Annotated in this window: 15 protein-coding genes; 7 read left to right on the top strand and 8 right to left on the bottom strand. The window is 40.6% G+C overall.

Annotated features, from left to right (window positions below; translation table 11 throughout):
* Positions 1-28 precede the first annotated feature (28 nt).
* Entirely contained in the window at positions 29-1,876 is a 1,848-nt protein-coding gene (asnB, locus tag RE409_RS06655) for an asparagine synthase (glutamine-hydrolyzing) (protein WP_201221683.1), read from the bottom strand.
* Positions 1,877-2,195: 319 nt separating this feature from the next.
* On the opposite strand from asnB, the gene RE409_RS06650 reads away from it, so the two are divergent.
* The gene (locus tag RE409_RS06650) at positions 2,196-2,762 is read left to right on the top strand and encodes a DUF2777 domain-containing protein (RefSeq protein ID WP_201221685.1); all 567 of its coding nucleotides are present in this window, start codon (positions 2,196-2,198) and stop codon (positions 2,760-2,762) included.
* A gap of 86 nt (positions 2,763-2,848) precedes the next feature.
* Here RE409_RS06650 and RE409_RS06645 read toward each other — a convergent pair whose 3' ends face one another.
* The 4 genes from RE409_RS06645 to RE409_RS06630 all read right to left on the bottom strand — a co-directional run bounded on the left by RE409_RS06645 (position 2,849) and on the right by RE409_RS06630 (position 7,993).
* Positions 2,849-3,190, bottom strand: coding sequence for a YisL family protein (locus RE409_RS06645; protein WP_053344957.1), 342 nt, complete (start codon positions 3,188-3,190; stop codon positions 2,849-2,851).
* Between the two features lie 106 nt (positions 3,191-3,296).
* Positions 3,297-4,523, bottom strand: coding sequence for a DUF418 domain-containing protein (locus tag RE409_RS06640; RefSeq protein WP_201221687.1), 1,227 nt, complete (start codon positions 4,521-4,523; stop codon positions 3,297-3,299).
* 67 nt (positions 4,524-4,590) lie between these two features.
* Positions 4,591-5,865, bottom strand: coding sequence for an MFS transporter (locus tag RE409_RS06635; protein WP_309558747.1), 1,275 nt, complete (start codon positions 5,863-5,865; stop codon positions 4,591-4,593).
* Positions 5,866-6,400: 535 nt separating this feature from the next.
* Positions 6,401-7,993 carry a long-chain-fatty-acid--CoA ligase gene (locus RE409_RS06630; RefSeq protein ID WP_201221690.1) on the bottom strand — a complete coding sequence of 531 codons (1,593 nt, stop codon included), beginning with the start codon at positions 7,991-7,993 and terminating at the stop codon, positions 6,401-6,403.
* Positions 7,994-8,219: 226 nt separating this feature from the next.
* Here RE409_RS06630 and RE409_RS06625 point away from each other — a divergent pair, with 226 nt between their 5' ends.
* From RE409_RS06625 to RE409_RS06600, 6 genes are all read left to right on the top strand, one after another.
* Positions 8,220-8,441 carry a spore germination protein gene (locus RE409_RS06625; RefSeq protein WP_201181909.1) on the top strand — a complete coding sequence of 74 codons (222 nt, stop codon included), beginning with the start codon at positions 8,220-8,222 and terminating at the stop codon, positions 8,439-8,441.
* A gap of 27 nt (positions 8,442-8,468) precedes the next feature.
* Positions 8,469-8,681 (top strand): spore germination protein GerPB, encoded by a 213-nt coding sequence (locus RE409_RS06620; protein WP_201181912.1) that lies wholly within the window; start codon positions 8,469-8,471, stop codon positions 8,679-8,681.
* 76 nt (positions 8,682-8,757) lie between these two features.
* Positions 8,758-9,369, top strand: a complete 612-nt coding sequence (gerPC, locus tag RE409_RS06615; RefSeq protein WP_201181914.1) for a spore germination protein GerPC — start codon at positions 8,758-8,760, stop codon at positions 9,367-9,369.
* The gene (locus RE409_RS06610) at positions 9,359-9,538 is read left to right on the top strand and encodes a spore gernimation protein GerPD (protein WP_201181916.1); all 180 of its coding nucleotides are present in this window, start codon (positions 9,359-9,361) and stop codon (positions 9,536-9,538) included. The genes gerPC and RE409_RS06610 overlap by 11 nt, the downstream gene beginning before the upstream one ends.
* 5 nt (positions 9,539-9,543) lie before the next feature.
* Positions 9,544-9,951 (top strand): spore germination protein GerPE, encoded by a 408-nt coding sequence (locus RE409_RS06605; RefSeq protein WP_201181918.1) that lies wholly within the window; start codon positions 9,544-9,546, stop codon positions 9,949-9,951.
* Between the two features lie 21 nt (positions 9,952-9,972).
* Positions 9,973-10,191, top strand: a complete 219-nt coding sequence (locus RE409_RS06600; RefSeq protein ID WP_201181920.1) for a spore germination protein — start codon at positions 9,973-9,975, stop codon at positions 10,189-10,191.
* Between the two features lie 44 nt (positions 10,192-10,235).
* Here the strand turns inward: RE409_RS06600 and trpB are convergent, their stop codons facing one another.
* The 3 genes from trpB to addB form a co-directional block, all read right to left on the bottom strand.
* Complete coding sequence (trpB, locus tag RE409_RS06595) at positions 10,236-11,399, bottom strand: tryptophan synthase subunit beta (protein ID WP_309558746.1); 1,164 nt, start codon at positions 11,397-11,399, stop codon at positions 10,236-10,238.
* Positions 11,400-11,645: 246 nt separating this feature from the next.
* Complete coding sequence (gene addA, locus RE409_RS06590; RefSeq protein ID WP_309558745.1) at positions 11,646-15,371, bottom strand: helicase-exonuclease AddAB subunit AddA; 3,726 nt, start codon at positions 15,369-15,371, stop codon at positions 11,646-11,648.
* On the bottom strand, positions 15,368-18,859 hold the full coding sequence (addB, locus tag RE409_RS06585; protein ID WP_201249895.1) for a helicase-exonuclease AddAB subunit AddB: 3,492 nt from the start codon (positions 18,857-18,859) through the stop codon (positions 15,368-15,370). The genes addA and addB overlap by 4 nt, the downstream gene beginning before the upstream one ends.
* Positions 18,860-18,987: the final 128 nt, after the last annotated feature.

Below are 18,987 nucleotides of genomic sequence, written 5' to 3'. Positions count from 1 at the left end.
GCAAAGAATATCATCCAGCCCCGTTTTTTCATTCAATAATCTGAATATCATATTCCTTGAACCACACATGAGTTTGCGCCAAATGGGCTAGTAACTGAGGGCCAGACATCAATTGCCCGAACCATGGTACCTTAAAGGCAGTACCTTTAGAATCTACAATATCGGTTAGCTTCTGTTTATCGAAAAACTCATGCAGGACCGAACTTTTGTCCGTTAGTAAGTCTTTCAGCCACCCTTGAACACGGTCCGTATATATCGGGTTATGGGTTTTAGGGTATGGACTTTTTTTACGGTACAAAACCTCATCCGGTAACAATCCTTCCAATGCTTTTCGCAGTATCCCCTTTTCACGGTTTCCAGCCATTTTCATTTCCCAAGGAATGTTCCATGCATATTCCACAAGGCGATGATCGGCAAACGGCACGCGAACCTCCAGGCTGGCTCCCATACTCATTCGATCCTTCCGATCAAGAAGTGTCGTCATAAACCATAATAAATTCACGTAGAAAAGCTCCCTGCGCTTTGCCGCTTCACCACTTTCTCCTTCCAATCTAGGTGTTTCAGCAACAGTTGTTAAATAGGCTTCTTGCGCATATTCTTCCAACTTTAATTTCTCACGCCATCCCGCTTTCAATAAAGATACCCGCTCTCCAGTCGATCTCATCCATGGAAACCCAGCACGACTCAAATCGTCTTCACGATGAAACCATGGATAACCTCCGAAGATTTCATCCGCGCACTCTCCAGATAGACCCACGACAAAATCCTGCTTAATTTCCTTACAAAACCAAAGCAAAGAAGAATCGACATCCGCCATGCCGGGGAGGTCACGGACATGAACCGCTTCGGTTAGATAATCTGTTAGCTGTTCTTGAGTAATTATCGATGAATGGTGCACCGTATTAAAGGTATCCGACATCTTTTTAATCCAGTGCCCATCAGAGTTAGGCTGGAAATCATTAGCCTTAAAATATCGTTCATTATCTTCATAATCAATAGAATACGTATGAAGCGGGCCTTTACCTTCTTTTTGATAGGCATTTGCTGCAATAGCCGTAATAGCGCTTGAGTCCAGTCCTCCTGACAAGAAGGTACATAGTGGAACATCAGATACGAGTTGTCGCGTCACTGCATCTTTAACAAGGAAGCGGACCTTCTCGGCCGTCTCATCGAGGGTATCTCGATGTTCTTCACTTTTCACATTCCAATACCTCCAAATTCGGAGCCCTTTCCTTGATAAGGTAAGCGCATGGGCAGGTCTTAACTCCTGGATATTATGAAATACACCTGATCCTGGCTTTCGGGAAGGACCAACGCCAAACACTTCAGATAAGCCTTCGCGGTCGATCTCCGTTTTGACGTCAGGATGGGCAAGGATTGCCTTTAATTCCGAACCAAAAATGAGCCCACCGTCTCTTTCCGCATAAAAGAATGGCTTTACTCCCATCCGATCTCTTCCGATGAATAATTTCTGTTCTTTTTCATCCCAAATCGCAAACGCAAAAATCCCATTAAACAAGTCGACACATTTTTCTTTCCATTCTATATAAGAAGTTAGTAAAACTTCTGTATCAGAATGACCTTTAAAGGAATATCCTTTTAATAATAGCTGTTTTCGAATGTCTTCGGTGTTATATAGCTCTCCATTATAACAAAGCGTATATCTGCCGTATTCGTGTTCTTTCGTCATCGGCTGTTTTCCGCCTTCTGCATCGACAACCGTCAACCTTTTATGACCAAAAGCAACATGGGCTTCGCTCCAAACATTTTCCTCATCCGGGCCCCGCTTTGCCAACGTTTTTGTCATATTTTCAAGTGTTTTTGTTTCTGTCCGTAAATCCTTTTGAAAATGCACCCAGCCTGTAATCCCACACATCACACTTCATCCTTTCTATCCGGTCTATCAAAAAAATATTGCTCCTGTCAAAAAGAAATTTACCGTCCCTATATTTCTGAATTTGAGCGCCAATTGCAAAGAAATCTTAAGTATTTATTAGCATGATTCCGTGGGACTCCCCTACCCTCAACGTTCATGTAGATAATGAATTGTTGAGCAAAGCATCCACTGTTTAAACATAGCCTATGCAAAGACGGAAAGTTGGTTATTTGTCCATAATATTTTAAAATATACAGTTATATTTTCATTGGATTTTGACTAAAAAGTAGGTGAGGATTCCACTATTGGAGGTATATGTATGAGTCAGCAACAACGAGCTAAGTTAATGAACAGACAAACGAGAGCTTTTACCGAAGGCACAGTGGAAAATATCAATCAACAATGGATTTTTTTTGATGATGAAACTGATGAGGCTTGTTCCATTGAAGACCACATTGACAGTATCATCGAAGTGTACAGGGGGGGCCGTTGGCAGCAAGGAGTGGTAGAAGAAGAGGGGAAAATCCTCCTTCATCGAGAAATAACCTTCTTAAGAGAAAATGAACCCATCCGGATTCGCAAAAAACTGCTTTACTCTTTTGAAAGATTATTGGAAGAATTGAACGACGACTCTTTTTTTCAATTTGTAACGACCTTAAATTCACTTGATTTTTCTATTTATGATTGTATATATAGCTATAATCAGCTCACTTTTTTAAGGGCACTCTCTAACCAGTCCGGGGTAAACTTCTTCACCTTTGATAATGAAGCCCAAATTTGCCTCGTTCAGCACCATTTTTCATATGGTAAAAAGGATCACGATCGCTTTGAGTTCACCCTGAACACAGGAAAACGGATCATCATAGAAAAAGTGAATTCACAATAAAAAAATATAACTACAATTCCCACCAGTTTCGAGTATAAAAAAAACGGGCGAATGAGATATCCTCATTCACCCGTTTTCATTATGTCTTAAAAAAAGTCCATTCCTTGTGGTAGGGAGAGCCCTAAATAAAGGACGAAAATAAATGCAACGATGAACAATATCCACATTGCACTCGTGCCTTTTCCTTTTTTCGTACGGACCAACACCATTTCCATCGCGGCAATAACGATGATTCCGACAATCATTTTCACTGCGTAAACACCAAAATCTGTAATCAGCATTCCGCCAGTAAGGAAAATCAATAGATAGAATAAACGTGTTATCATATGTACCATTTTTGCTTTCGGATTTCCACTTTTAAGCATCGAATATGTGACAAAGAAAAGAATGATTCCGATAACCCAAGCTGTAATGTGTATATGAGTCATTTTTTTGCCCCCTCGTTCAGTTTCTATTTCATCATATCATAGGCTTTTACAAAAAAACAAAACTAAGGTTTCGCCTAAATAGTTAAAACCAACAATTTAATGAACATCATTTACATTTCTTCTCCACTAGTCCTCTCCGACTCATAATTGGTTTTTTACCATATGTAACAAAACGCCATACATATTCAACCGGTCCGTATCTATACATTTTCATCCACAATAGGCTGAGTAGAATTTGAACGAAAAACACACCAAGAAGTAAGATGAACCCTGTTGTGTAAGAGACTGTGCCATATAAGCCTAGGCCATACGAGTAAAAAATGGACGTACAAACAATCGATTGAAATAAGTAATTACTCATCGACATCCTACCGACATACGAAAGCGCTTGGAACAGGCGAGAAGCTCTGGTTTTTTCAGCCAGCAGAGTAATCCCAGTGATATAAAACATCGTCAGTAGCGGTCCACCAAAATAATCCTGCACAAATATCGTGCCAAAATGGTATACGGTCACATATGGCAGAACCTTAATCGACAATCCTAATATCAAGCTTACGATCGATATCGCCTTCAATTGTCGTTTATACCGAACTGGATTATGTAGCCAGCCTTGCTTTGCTACGCCAGCACCAATTAAAAAGAACGGAAAAATGGATAAAAAGAGGATAATAGCATTAAATGGGTTATTCACCATATACCAATCTAGTGCCCTTTGACTTATTATTTCCGTAAATGTACCAGATTGATAAATTTGAAGAGACTGTTTCATCATCGTCAAATCAGTCGTAATCTCCATCTCTTCCCTATCAAAAACTCCTATAATAAGAAAAAGCGAGCCCAATATCGCAAAAGGGATGACATAAAAAAACGAGCCCAGCAAAATCAAATTCTTTCCCCGCACCTTATAAAAAAGTAAAAATGCAAATCCAAATATCGCATAATTAATAAGTATGTCCCCATGCCAGATGGCAAAGGCATGAATGCACCCAAGCATTAGTAGAAAAAAGAGTCTTTTCATATATAGGAAAGGAAATGAAACACCCTTTTCCTCACATCGTACCGCTAGTATGATTGCCCCGAAACCGAATAGAAACGCAAATAGCGGATAGAAACTGGCTTGCGCAACAATATCACTGAATCTGTACAAAATCCGGTCCCAACCTTCAGTCCATCGTTCAACACCATCTATATACAAGAGCGGAGAATGAAAAGAAGGCATATTCACTAAAAAGATCCCCAAAATGGCTAATCCCCGTAAAATATCAATGCTGACAATCCGTTTACTTTCCTGCAATGGAACCATCGTGTCCTTCACAGTTTCACCCTCTTTCATTCAGATTTAGCTCCAGTCCTTGTTGCAAAAAGGTACAAGAATAAGAAATGGAGCGTACACGAATATTTTATAGCCTCATTGCATCATCTTTAACCAATAAATCCGATTTTTGTTTTTTTATTAGTATGACAAACAAGCTACCCAATACGCAAAAGATTCCTGCAAGAAAGAATGCCCATGTATAGGAGCTGAATATTTTAAATATAAGTCCCCCGCCATACGCCGCCACTGCTGCACCTGCCTGATGGGACGCGAATATCCAACCGTATACAATTCCACTTTTCTCTATCCCAAAGACTTGTCTTAAGATACTAATGGTTGGAGGTACAGTCGCTATCCAATCCAATCCGTAAAACACAGAGAAGATAATCAGTAGGATGATTGAGCCTTCTTGTAGCGCAAAAGGTAGTAATACGAGAGAAGCCCCCCTTAGACCGTAATACCAAAACAACAACCAACGGTTATCAAAACGATCTGATAACCAGCCAGATACAGTCGTACCAATTAGGTCAAAGATTCCCATAAAAGAAAGCAGAGACGCAGCCGTAACAACAGGTAATCCAAAACTAATACAGTAAGAAATGAAATGAGTCCCTATCAATCCGCTCGTTGAAAGTCCACATATAAAAAAGCTTCCTGCTAATAACCAGAATTCCTTTACTCTCACTGCTTCAATTAAAGACTGGAAAGCCATAACAATGGGATTCTTCTTTTGAACTAAAATAGCCTCTTGGCTTTCCTCTTCTAGTCCATATGGAAGAATGCCTACTTCCTGCGGGGTGTTTTTCATAAATAATAGGATGGTTGCTAGCATGATTAAGCTAAGGACCATAATTAAGCCAATCGCCCATCTCCAAGAATAATTCTCTATAATAATGGCTAAAACAGGCAGTAAAACCAGTTGACCTGTAGCCGTACTTGCTGTTAATATCCCTACTGCTAGACCCCTTCTCTTCTCGAACCAACGATTCGCCACATATGGACTTAATACCGTTAAAAATAGTCCGGACCCTAATCCAATAATAATCCCCCAAATTAGAATTAGTTGCCACTCATGCTCCATGAAAAATGTGAGAATAACCCCTGCCAATAAAGTTGACATGGCAAACACCATCATTTTCTTTAATCCAAGTACTTCAATTAAAGCGGCCATAAATGGACCTGATAATCCATATAGAAAAAGACTTATCGCAAAGGCTAAAGAAATGACGGAACGACCCCATCCGAACTCATTTTCAAATGGTACGATGAATACCCCTGATGATGACCTAACTATTCCCGCTACGATAATGGAGAAGAATGTAATGATTAAAATAATCCAGCTATAATGAAAACGATTCATGCTCACACCCACATTCTCAATAATTTGAAATATTAATAATATTAACACTATATAGTTCAACAGGAGCTTTTTTATTGAACAAATTCAAGGATAATATCTGATAAAATAAAGAATATTAGAAAAATGAGCTTAGAGGAATGGTTTACAAATATACTTTGGAAAATTGCCAATAGGTTAAAATTACCTTTACTTTACTAATTGAATATGAGCTTTCTGATATAAAGATTGTTTTTACATGCAGGGAAATGTTGGGCCGCTAAAGTGGTCATATGTGCCAATCAATCCTACTGTACATTATAAAAGGGATTTTGATATTCGAAAGAGAGCATGTATATTTTTTTGTGAGGCACCTTCTCTAACGATTTAGAATAGGAAACAAATAATCAAGCTGGGAACACAATTAAAATAAGTGCAGATCCTCCCAATTTTATTTCATTTTCCAACTTCCACATCTCTGGATCTATAATACAATTTAGCAGTGTTAGTCGTCGAACATGAAAAAACGCTGCCCATCACTGAGCAGCGTTTACGAGCATTAATTAACGAATCTACCTGATTTTCCTTTAGCCTCCCAATAATCATTACGAAGATGGATTTTTTGTATTTTTCCGGATGCCGTTTTTGGCAGTTCCTTAACGAAAGTTACACTGGTGACTGACTTGAAGTGAGCTAATTTTTCTCGTGTATAGGTCTTGATATCCGCTTCGGTTAACTCCACCCCCGATTTTAGCACAATAAAGGCATGTGGCGTCTCTCCCCATTTTTCATGAGGAACGGCTATGACTGCCGCTTCAAGAATATACGGGTGTTCATATAGTATTCCTTCGACTTCAATGGAAGAGATGTTTTCTCCTCCGCTTATAATTATATCCTTCTTACGGTCGACAATATCGACATTCCCATCCTTATCAATTGTCGCCATATCTCCTGTATGCAACCAGCCATTTTTCAGTGCCTTCATGGTCGCTTCTTCATTTTTCCAATAACCTAACATTACCCCGTGACTGCGGATAATGAGCTCCCCGATATCCACGCCATCATGAGCTACTTCCTCACCGCTGTCATGTATAACCTTTACTTCACTGCCTATGATAGGATAACCGGCTTTCGCTTTCATTTTGTATTTTTCTTTTTCAGAAAGGTCGTCGAATTCAGAACGTATCAATGAAATCAAACTAATCGGGGTTGATTCAGTCATTCCGTATATTTGGATAAATTCCCACCCTAGCTCTTTTTCTACCCTTGTGACAAATGCAGGCGGCGGAGCGGAACCCGCAACAACTATACGGATATCCTGCTCTATTGTGGGCACATTCTGTTCATAATATTGAAACAATGAATTAAGAACAGTTGGTGCCATATGCATAATGGAAACCTTATGCTTTTCAAGCGCATTAAATATCAATTCAGGGGTAGTTTTTCTTAAACAAACTTGAGTGGCACCATTGGCCGTATAATAAAATGGAGCTCCCCAGCCATTCACGTGGAACATTGGCAGAACGTGCAAATATGTATCGCGATCATTGACTCTGATATGATGCATCGCACCTAGTGCATGCAAATAGTTATTGCGGTGAGTCAGCATGACCCCTTTAGGGTTACCGGTCGTTCCGCTTGTATAAAGGAGACTCGAAACATCATTTTCATCAACTTGCTCCCGATCGAAGCTCTCTTTATCAAAATGCTCCAACCATTTGTTGTAATCGGTTTCATTTATTTCTTCCTCTTTATAGTGCACAATGATATGTTCCACTGATTCAAGTTGGTCCTTAACAGATGAAATAAGATGGTACAAATCCTGGTCTACGAAAAGCACCTTGGACTCACTATGATTCAAAATGAATACATAATCAGCAGGAGTTAACCGGATATTCAAAGGAACAATTACGGCTCCAAGTTGAAATACCCCATAAAAGCCTTCAAGCATTTCAATCGAATTCGGTGCCAAATAAGCCACTTTATCTCCCTTTTTAATTCCAATATCCCTTAACCCATTAGAAAGCTGGTTGACACGGCCATTTAACTCCAAGTACGTTAAGAGCTTATCATCTCCAATAATAGCTTTCTTATCGCCATATAGTAAGGCTGCTCGATCCAAAAAATGCGATAATACCAAAGGTACGTTCATCTCATCACCTCTTATTTTATTTGAAAATTGCGAATTTATCATTATATTACCATATCTGTATCTTATTATCCAATGACATTTATCGCTGTTCTATAACAATATGAAATAGACAGATGAATCACATCAATAAGGAAACAACATACAATACATTGAAACTTCCAATAACAAGGTAGGCTTACTGCCTATTCACTCGGGAAAAAACAGAATAAAAAAAGGGTGATTTTTCATGCCGGCTATCGTAGGAGTTGTTCAAGTTATTAACGTCGGTAGCAGTGGAGTTGTCCATATTGGCGACGTCTTTAAGATAAGTCCATATTCCACTTCAAAAACATTTGCAGGTGCTGGCTCTTTTAATACAGGGGAATCCGTTTCACTATATAATGCCTACAGTACCACTAATACGTATGATTCTGATGGTATTGATCAGCCATTGGTATTAAATCTCTAGCCGTATTATTTTAGAAAGGAGGTCGCCATGATCTTCAATATCCACCAAACGATTCAAATCAATATGATTAAAATTGAAAGCATAGCCAATTCATCCGTTTTTCAAATAGGCAGCGCCGGAGTGATTAAACCATACTCCGAGTTAGCCAATACCGGGGGATACACTACAGCCGCTCCTCAGATTGAGGCTGATGTAGTTCCAGAGACCACTTTCGTCCCATTTAGACCTCCAAATTCTTAGGCATTCACCTACATCCATCAATTTCATATACTGTCATATATGAAACTTATATCAGGTAAAGTTGAGGTGTTGAATCGTGAATCATGATTTATATTCATATTCCATACAAATGCAGCGTTTTCTTGAAGCCCAGGATAAGCGGATTATGAAACTTGAACACGAACTCAAACGCCTGACAGATGAACTTGCCGAATTGAAAAAAAAACCGCCAATCCACGTTGATAAAATTGAATATAAATTTGATCAATTAAAGGTCGAATCTTTAGATGGAACGCTGAATATCGGTTTAAACCCTAATGATTTAAGTAACATTGATGAATTTGCTGTAAATAACCAAACGGTCCCACCTGCACCTTATCTATTTCCTGGCCGGGAGATTGTCGCACAGGAAATCTACAACGAGATTCTTTCAGACTTAGAAAATATGATCAGTGATACGGAAGGACAATTGAAAATATCTCTTGAACCTGCCTATCACGACTTCATGAGACAGGATGTGGAGCGCCAGCTACATCAACGCATCAACATGTATTTTGATAATCTTACGTTTCCAGAACGCGCACCGCAGCAGCGGGATAACGTTAAAGAAAAAATCAGAGAAAAAGTAAAGTCTGATATTCAGGCAGCTTTGATTCAATTCATTACCAACTCACAAGCCGAGACAGGAGGAAATTCAAATGGAGTTTAATGTAACCAATCACCAACTATGTGTTGGCGATATTCAAATTACCGGGGTAGCAAGCTCTGCTTTATTTCTCATTGGGGACGTCCAAACCGTCCAACTATCTTCCGCATTCGATACGCCCCCAGAATCTTTTATCGTCGGACCATTTGTTCCGCTAGGTCCAAAAGCATAAAAGACATGTTTTCAAGAATCTCAAAAGTAAAGTCCCTTTCTTCCAAGACGTTAATTTTAAGTTCCACCATGCAAATCGGAGACTGTTCTTATATTGACGGAAATTCACAAGCATTGGCAATTCAGAAGAAAAGCGATAATTTCCAGCCACAAGAATTTCAATTCAGCGATTTCAGCATCTTTAAGAGGCCCCTCTATATTCCGAGGATTGATGAACCTTTTCTTCCACAATTTTCAAACCCTAACCCCTTTATCCGTGTTGGCAATGTCCGGATTATTGGGATATCATCTTCATCCGTTGTCAGTGTTGGTAATGTCGGCCATATACGCATGGAATCCAGAGTGCATCACATTCGACAGGTTCAAAAAAAAAATGAAGAGACACAAACAGAGGATGGATCGAATGAAACTTAAAATGAAAAAGGAGGAATTCATATGCCAGCCATTGTCGGCCCAGTTCAAGTATTCAATGTAGCGGATGGAAATCTATTATTCGGTGATGCAGCCGTCATTTCGCCGAAATCTTCCAACAAAACTGTCACTGGATCCGGCTCAGCAAACACAGGTGGAATCGTCTTTACGGCCAGTGGTCTGAACGGAAACAATATCCTTGATATCAATGGAGTCGATCAACCCATTTCAGGGAATAATTAGCCAAACAAAAGCCTCCTATTTCCAGGAGGCTTTTCCCATTACATTTATTTATCAAGCATTTTAAATACTTGCTCTACATCTTTATCACCACGTCCTGATAAATTAACAATTAATATGTCATCCTTTGTTAACTCTTTTGCCAAATTCAGCGCGTGCGCTACAGCATGAGAGCTTTCGAGAGCCGGAATTATCCCTTCTGTTTTGGACAAAATTTGAAAGGCCTCAAGAGCTTCTTCACCTTTTATTGTTACATACTCCGCTCGACCACTATCTTTCAAGAAGCTATGTTCCGGACCCACGCTTGGATAATCCAAACCTGCAGCAATTGAAAAAGTTGGCTGCGGGTCTCCCTTTTCATCCAATAACGTCAAACTTTTAAATCCATGCAATACTGCCGGTACACCTTGTGAAATACTTGGGGCTTCAGCCGGTTCGACACCAACTAAACGGACATTTTCTTCATCGATATAGTGAGTAAAAGCACCGATGGCATTACTTCCACCTCCAGCACAGGCAATAATGGCAGTAGGCAGCTTGCCCTCTTTTTCAAGAATCTGGCGTTTTGATTCTTCACTTATGATTGCCTGAAAATGCTTAACGATAGATGGATAAGGATGTGGCCCTACAGCTGAACCAAGCAAATAAAAAGTATTTTCGTAGTTTTGGACCAAGTCATTTAACGCCTCATCAACAGCATCCTTTAATCGTCCCTGTCCTTTTTCAACTGCAACAACCTTGGCACCCAACAATTCCATCCGAAAGACATTCAGCGCCTGTCTCTCTGTATCTAGCTTGCCCATATAGATAACACACTCTAAACCAAACATCGCACAAGCTGTCGCAGTCGCTACACCGTGCTGCCCTGCTCCTGTTTCTGCAATGATGCGTTTAGCACCCATCCGTTTAGCCAGCAGGATTTGGCCAATCGCATTATTGATTTTGTGAGCACCCGTATGATTTAGGTCTTCACGCTTTAAATAAATTTTGGCTCCACCAATTTTTTTCGTTAAATTTTGTGCATAGGTTAAAGGATTTTCACGTCCCACATATTCTTTTAGATAGTATTGAAACTCCTCTTTAAATTCCGGATCATCCTTATATTTCAAGAATTCTGCTTCTAAAATATCCATTACTTGCTGAAGTTCTTCCGGTACAAAGCTTCCCCCGAACTCACCAAAGTATCCTCTGCTCTCCATCTTACTCGTCATACTCAGCTCTTCTCCTTTAGAAAGGTATTTTATACATTAGTATATAGCAACCTTGCAATATTTTTCAAACAATTCTGTTTATTTTTTAAGTAAAAAGAGTGCCTTAGTATTATCACCTACTGTCTACCTATGTGGGGATTTTTATATGGCAAAACGGTCTTTCCCCGATTGAATATCGAGAAAAGACCATAGCTTAATCTATTCTTTTTTTCATTGTCTATTTGCCAGGGTTTTACGCACTTCTCTTTATACTTCCAATAAATGCGCTCCATCGAAGAAAAATAAATAACGGCTCGTTACTTTTTTATTTAATATTCCTTCGACAGCCCTTGTGTAAAGCTGTAGCTGCATCCGGTATCGATCGGCAAGAATCTCTTTTGCCCCTTCATACCCACTAGCAAAACGACCAGTTATTGTATCCGTTTTATAATCAAGCAACACAAGCCCTTGTTCATCCTCAAAAATACAATCAATAACACCCTGAATCAGAATTTCCTCTTCTCCAGTTGCCCAATCACTGTAAGCCTCTTTAGCCGGCAATGACATTGTAAATGGCACTTCACGGCGAATACTTTGAGCCTTCTGCATTCTTTGACCGATATCACTGTCAAAGAAATCAACAATCGTATCCGGATTCACAGCTTCTTTCTGTTCGTCGGTTAACAACTCGCGTTGAATCAGTTCAACCATCAATTGCTGAATCGATTGAATGGTAATCTCGTTTGATAAGTCGATATGCTGCATGACTAAATGGGTAATCGTTCCTCTTTCAGCAGGAGTTAGTGACTTTTCTTGCATAAAAGTCGGACGCTTCGTGATTGGCCGCTTAAATTTTCTCAACAACTCTGTGGAACTTTGCTCATCCTTCAGTTCATATTGACGTTTTAGTTCAGAAACGGACTGCTTGGAACGATGCACGGAAGCCTCATGTTCTGGGTACTCCCATTTAAGCTGTTCCTTGATATCCTGAGAAAACTCGGAAACCATTTCGACCTTCTCTGACTTCTGAACATGCTCTAGAAATTGCTCTTGTGCGAGTGCCTCTTCATCATCCAGAACTGCCAGCTCTTCACTAGGAATGACAGAGATGGACCAATTTGATGGATGTGACTCCATTTCCCAGCCAAGACCAGCTGCCCCCTGAAAGTCTCGATGACGGACAAGGGATGGACCGATCCAATCAAGATAGCTTTTTGCACCAGCTCGTACATAGTCCTTTAATAACCAATCACCGTGTGTCGCATTACTTGCCCAATTATGCTGCATTTTTTCTGCATCACTGATACTGGAAATTAAATACAGCTTTTCCTTAGCCCTTGTAAGCGCAACATAGAGGACACGCATCTCCTCTGCAATTAATTCAAGCTGCTTCTTCTTCTTAAAAGCCAACTGTGGAAGAGATGGATACGTTATCCGTAATTCAGAATTCACATACTTAGCCGCAAAACCATAATCCTTATCCAGTAAATAAGGCTTTCGTAAATCCATCATATTAAATTGTTTAGAAAGTCCGGCAATAAACACAATCGGAAACTCCAGACCCTTTGAGGAGTGAATCGTCATCAGGCGGACTACATCTTCCTGTTCACCTAAAGCCCGAGCTGCCCCTAAATCATCTCCACGTTCCTGCATTCTATCAATGAAACGCAGAAAACGAAACAGACCACGGAATGAACTCGCTTCATATTGCCTTGCCCTGTCGTACAATGCCCTTAAATTGGCCTGACGCTGTTTGCCACCCGGCATTCCTCCTGCAAAATCATAGAACTGAGTTTCACGATACAGCAACCAGATTAAGTCGGACAACGCCTCCTGCCTGGCAAGCTTTCGCCATTTTACTAGCTTTTTATAAAATGATGAAGCTTTTTCATAAAGCCCAGGATGCTCATCTGAGTCACTCTTTCTGTAAAAATCAGCTAATGCTTCATAATAGCTACCTGTATGGAATAAACGGACCTGCGACATTTCTTCTTCATCCATCCCGACGATAGGTGAACGCAGAACGGAAGCCAAAGGAATATCCTGCTGGGGATTATCAATCACTTTTAATAAGGAAATCATGATTGCTACTTCTGTCGCCTCAAAATACCCTGATGACAAGTTAGCATAAACAGGAATCCCCTGCTTCTTAAATTCTTCCATAATTTGCGGTGCCCATGGCATAGAACGAAGGAGAATGACCATATCACGATAAGTCGCAGAACGGTATTGTTGGGTTTTCATATCATATATCTGATGCTTTTCGTTTATAGTCTTTTTAATGAGCTTGGCCATCAATCTTGCTTCGAGTTGCGCCTTTTCAAGTTCCTCGGCCTCGAATCCGATTTCCGACTCTTCTGTTTCTGAATGGGATTCTGCTCCATCAATTAAATGGAGTTCAATAGGGTTTGGTTTGTCTTCGGGATACGGCGCTCCTTTTTTCAACTGGGCGTCCTCATCATATTTAATCTCACCGACTGTAATCCCCATCAGCTGTTGAAATAAGAAGTTCGTTCCATCGAGAACTTCCTTTCGGCTCCGGAAATTCCGGTTTAAATCGATCCTCAGACCTGATTCGTTCCCATCATGGGTAAAGCGTGTGTACTTTCCAAGGAAAAGATTCGGTTCCGCAAGCCTGAAACGGTATATCGACTGTTTGACATCGCCCACCATAAACAGATTCCCACTATATTCTCCATCTGCCGTCACCAGTTTTAAAATTGATTCCTGAACTAGATTGGTATCCTGATATTCATCGACAAGTACCTCTTTAAACTGTTTCCGATATTCAATAGCGGCTGCTGATGGCTTTCGTTCACCATCTACGGTTTCCTCTGTCAAGATTTGAAGACAGTAATGCTCCAAATCAGCGAAATCGACCAAGTTTTTTTCCGCTTTTGCGGCGAAGAATCTTTCGTCAAACTGTTTAACGAGCATAACCAGGGTATCGACATATCCCTTCAGTTCTCTTATATCACGTAGATAACTTTCGGGTTTACGAGAAAATAACTCTTCCTGCAACGATTTTATAATTTTCTTTGCCTTATCACGATATTTGGTAGCCTCATCCGCAATATCTTTGATAAAGTCTGCTCCCGTGCATCGTTTTGCCGTACCAAACTTCACGTTTTGAATTTCTTCATAAAGAGCGTTCCAAGAGTGATCTTTAACTCCCGACAATTTGGCAACAAGAGCAAGGTCAGCTAAATAATTCTCTGCCCTTGGTGCTGGCCCCCCCGGTACCTTTGTCAGTTCGAGGGAGCGCTCCAATAAATCCTTGGCTGTATCCAACTGCAAACCAATATCGAATTTCAAGGACTCGATAAATGTAAGATCGTCTATTCCTGCATCATCAGCCAGATCATACATGGCAGCGGCACTATTTAGCCATTGATTTGGATCTGGATTCGATCGCGAAAAATCATAGAGAGATCGGACTATATTCTGAAGTGCATCGTCGTTTCGATCACTTGTAAAAGCATCAACCAAATTAAAGAACTCTTCATTATCACTCTGACCATACTGCTCTTCGAAAAGCACTTCCATTACTTCATCACGTAGTAACTGTGCCTCTGTAGAGTCCGCAATTCGAAAGCCTGGGTCGATTTCCGTCAGATAATAATACTTCCTAATCACCTCTAAACAAAAGGAGTGAAGCGTGGAGATCGAAGCTCGATTAATCAAGCTCAACTGCTTACGCAGATGCTGTGAATGCGGATTTTCATTAATCGCTTTTTCTAATGCCTCGCTGACCCTGTGACGCATCTCGGCAGCCGAAGCATTCGTGAATGTCACAACAAGGAGTTCATCAACATCAATCGGATCATCTTCTGAAACAACCTTTTGAATAATCCGATTGACTAGCACCGCAGTTTTCCCTGAACCTGCCGCCGCTGCAACCAGAATGTCCTGATTTTTTGCCCAAATCGCTTTCCATTGATCTTCCGTCCAAGTAACGTCACCCGGAAGCGCAGGAATTATTGTTTTACTCATCTTTCACCCTCCCCTCTTAATAAATCCAAAACATCATTTTGTTTCTTCTGTGCTAAATTCCTAAATTGATTCTCCTCCAAAGACTGATCGAATTGACACACTGATTTAAACGAACAGAAGGTACATGGGGTTTTTTCCTTTAATTTATATGGTGTGATATCTACGTCACCATCGACCATTCGATCACCAGCCTCCTGATAGACCCGGCGTACGTGATGATTCAAAAGTGAAAACTCTTCCCTACTCGCAACTTTGGAAGCTGCTAAAAGCGATCCATCCTTTTTAAATCCAGCTGGAATGATGTCAGATTTACTGGAAGTCTCTATATCAAGCGATGTATCCATCATCTGAATAACATTTGTATGATCCAATACAAGTCCATTCATTTTAAAGCTCTTATAGATTTCTTCATCAATTTTATCCAAACTGAGCATACCCTTTGATTTAACAACCGGATTATGAACATGAAAATACAAAACACCGGCTGGAATCGCTTCTTTGCCGATAAGTGAATGGGAGTGGGTAACGACGATATCAAGATATGTCAGCATTTGCAGAGCAAGTCCATAGTACACTTCACTCATGTTTAGCTCCTTTTCACTCGATTTATAATCGAGCACACGCAAATAGACACCCTCACCTTCTTCCGCTTTATCAACGCGATCAATCCGTCCAATTAATTCCATTTCCGTCCCGTTTTTCAGTGTGAACGAAAGCGGCGGCAGCTCTCCATTTTTCCCGAAGCCAAGTTCCAATCCTATTGGAGCAAATCCGCTCACCTTGGCATGTTCACTTAAGACGATTGATGCCCGCCCAATTACATGTTCCAATTTCCTTCGCAAATAATGATGTCGGTTCGTACTTAACAAAATCTGATTTTGAAGCTTTGGAGCAAGCCTTTCCACTGCGTTTCTAGCCAATTCCAAGCATTGCTCTTTTGTCAATGAAGACCAAGGAATATCATTTTCCTTTAAATAATCCGAAATCATTTTTAGCGCTCCATGGAACATTTCACCAATATCCGGTGCATCCAGACGGAAAATCTGCCTTTCCCTTAATTTCAAACCATGAGCAGCGTAATGGGAAAACGGGCAGCTATTAAACATTTCCATCCGCGATACACTTGTAAGAATGCTTTCACCATATAATTGCTTGCTTGTTTCTTCAGATAATTTCTTCGTTTTATTTTGGTAAAAAAGACTCGATAATACCTTAGCTGCTGCGGGACCAACCATTTCATCTTCAATAATGGTATTGTATACATCCCACCAGAGTGAATGGATGGGGTAGTTTCGTTTTTTCAACTGCAATTGGGCAGCCAGATAAGACAGGGCCACATCATAATTCGCGGCATACTTCACCTGCTCCTCAGCAGACAGGTCCGATGGGTCGTTCATATAAAAAGAATCGGTAACGTGCGGCAGGACGTCCCTTACCCTCTTTAAATAAGAAGAGGGTAAGAGAGCTTTTCCTTCCTCATCGGCAAGCGGATACGATAAATAGAGCGCTTCAGCCGGTGTAGTAAATGCTTTATACGCTGTAAACTCCTCATCCAAGAGGCGAACCTTCGAGCTTGGGGCAACGTCAAGTCCACTTGCCAAAAGCGTTTCGCGATCACTATCGGAAAATACTCCATCAGATACAGCTTTTCCTGGCAAGACCCCTTCATTTAGACCAATGACAAAAGCTGTCTTAACATCATCAAGACGTGATAGATCGAGATTAGCGACAAGGACTTGGTCAATTGCCGGCGGTACTAAAGAAAATTCAAGGGATTCCAGACCTGCTTCAATGATTACCGCAAACTGTTTCATAGAAAGCTCTTCTTCGCTTAACAGCTCGACGAATTGATCTAGCAGGTCGACGACTGCGTTCCACGATTGTTCATGCTCTCTAGCTGAAACCAAATCTCCTGCTTCTTCGGCCTCCAGCTTTAGCTTTTCCAATTTTTCCGGTACATGTAATTCTTCAAGATATAGATAAAGGGCTTCGCATATTTCTCTACCATTTTGAGACTTTTTCACTCGTTTTGAGAGCTTCAAAATGGGCTCAGTAAATAATTGCTTCAGCTCATTCAGTTCCTGCTCTAGCTTCATTTCCTTATCCGTTTGGGCTCGGTCTTCGAGCTCTAGTCCACGGAAGCGGCGGTAGGTCCATCGATCTTTAGAAGTCCACTTACCTCCTTTAATCCCACGAGCAAGCACATAATTTTCAAGCTTATCTACCTGCTCACGCATTCGGTCGTGGCTTTTTTGAAGCGGGAATAGTAGCTCCGTTTTGATTGCCCGAAATACAGGTTCATAACGCCAATAGCCATTTATGATCTCCAATGTCGATCGAATCAGTTCAATCAGGGGATGATTGAGCATAGTTCGTTTTGAATCCACGAACAGTGGAATTTGATAATCCCGAAAAACTGTTTGTAAAATATCTTCGTATGCTTCTCCATTGCGAACTAAAATCGCAATATCCCGAAAGCGGTGCTGTTTTTGTCTGACAAGTGTCAAGATGTTCCGGGCGACCCCTTCAATTTCAGCCCTGCGGTTAACTGCCTGAGCAATCGTTACTTCAGAGGGGTTCTCAAAAGTTCGCGCAGGACGTTGGGCAAAATAGGTTTCCAGATGATTCAGCCCCGGACTCCCACCAAACCTTGCTGTACCGTTTAGGATGCGATCTTCTGCTATTGGAATTCCAGCCCTTAATCCCGATTGATAAAGCTGATGATACAGATTCCCTGTTTGCCTGAAAAGCTGCAGATCATCAGGCGCATATTGTCTGTAGGGCTGATCTAATGTCAACGCAATTGTTACACTCTTGCACAGCTTCATCATTTCTTCTACAATCAATAATTCCTGTGGTGTCAAGCTGTAAAAACCATCGATGTATATATCCGCGTCTCTTATATATGAAGACTCTGACATTTTTTCTATAAGTAAAGTAAAATAGTCTTCAGAATCTAAATATTTTCCAATCATTTCATCCTCAAAAGCCTGATAAACCAGTTCAAGGTCATGTAGTTTATCCTGAATTCCATTGCCTCCCGGTGATGTTTCGGTCAAATAGTTTTGAATGTCATCCGGTTGGATGCAATATTGCTTGAATTCAGCCAGTATTTGTTCCATTTGAGCAATGAATCCCTGCTTATCAGCAGATCGGCGAAACATTTTCAAATCTTCTTTTTTATCATCCATAATCTTTCGTATCAACATATTAACGCCAACACTGTCCAAATGAAGACGGCTCATTCCGCCAGTTTCCTGCAGAACGCGCCAAGCTAGCCTACTAAAACTGAATACCTGTGTCCGTATCATTCCAGCGAGGCCTGGCGTTTTAATTAATTTATATTCCGATAGAAACGTCATCTGATCAGGAACGAGGTAAATTATTGGATTGCCTTCGGGGTCCTTATCCAATCTGGAGCGAATTTCGTCCAAAACATTCGAAGTTTTCCCTGCACCCGATCTTCCTAGTAAAAAACGTAGTGACATCTTTTTCCCCCTTATACAACATAATATCTAGATCTATCATACCAGAAATACTGCCGTCTTTTTGACGTGGTTTCTGTTTCCAGTTACGATTTGTTTCCTATTATTTTACCGTTTCCTTAATAAAAATA

Source organism: Peribacillus sp. R9-11 (assembly GCF_031345095.1).
Lineage (GTDB): Bacteria > Bacillota > Bacilli > Bacillales > DSM-1321 > Peribacillus > Peribacillus butanolivorans.
Note: the sequence above shows the minus strand (reverse complement) of the source record. Positions and strands in the feature narration are given on the sequence as shown.

Coding starts and splice junctions, on each gene's coding strand:
- asnB (WP_201221683.1), bottom strand. CDS start 1,876: ATGTGTGGGATTACAGGCTGGGTGCATTTTCAAAAGGATTTACGGACA.
- RE409_RS06650 (WP_201221685.1), top strand. CDS start 2,196: ATGAGTCAGCAACAACGAGCTAAGTTAATGAACAGACAAACGAGAGCT.
- RE409_RS06645 (WP_053344957.1), bottom strand. CDS start 3,190: ATGACTCATATACACATTACAGCTTGGGTTATCGGAATCATTCTTTTC.
- RE409_RS06640 (WP_201221687.1), bottom strand. CDS start 4,523: ATGAAAGAGGGTGAAACTGTGAAGGACACGATGGTTCCATTGCAGGAA.
- RE409_RS06635 (WP_309558747.1), bottom strand. CDS start 5,865: ATGAATCGTTTTCATTATAGCTGGATTATTTTAATCATTACATTCTTC.
- RE409_RS06630 (WP_201221690.1), bottom strand. CDS start 7,993: ATGAACGTACCTTTGGTATTATCGCATTTTTTGGATCGAGCAGCCTTA.
- RE409_RS06625 (WP_201181909.1), top strand. CDS start 8,220: ATGCCGGCTATCGTAGGAGTTGTTCAAGTTATTAACGTCGGTAGCAGT.
- RE409_RS06620 (WP_201181912.1), top strand. CDS start 8,469: ATGATCTTCAATATCCACCAAACGATTCAAATCAATATGATTAAAATT.
- RE409_RS06610 (WP_201181916.1), top strand. CDS start 9,359: ATGGAGTTTAATGTAACCAATCACCAACTATGTGTTGGCGATATTCAA.
- RE409_RS06605 (WP_201181918.1), top strand. CDS start 9,544: ATGTTTTCAAGAATCTCAAAAGTAAAGTCCCTTTCTTCCAAGACGTTA.
- RE409_RS06600 (WP_201181920.1), top strand. CDS start 9,973: ATGCCAGCCATTGTCGGCCCAGTTCAAGTATTCAATGTAGCGGATGGA.
- trpB (WP_309558746.1), bottom strand. CDS start 11,399: ATGACGAGTAAGATGGAGAGCAGAGGATACTTTGGTGAGTTCGGGGGA.
- addA (WP_309558745.1), bottom strand. CDS start 15,371: ATGAGTAAAACAATAATTCCTGCGCTTCCGGGTGACGTTACTTGGACG.
- addB (WP_201249895.1), bottom strand. CDS start 18,859: ATGTCACTACGTTTTTTACTAGGAAGATCGGGTGCAGGGAAAACTTCG.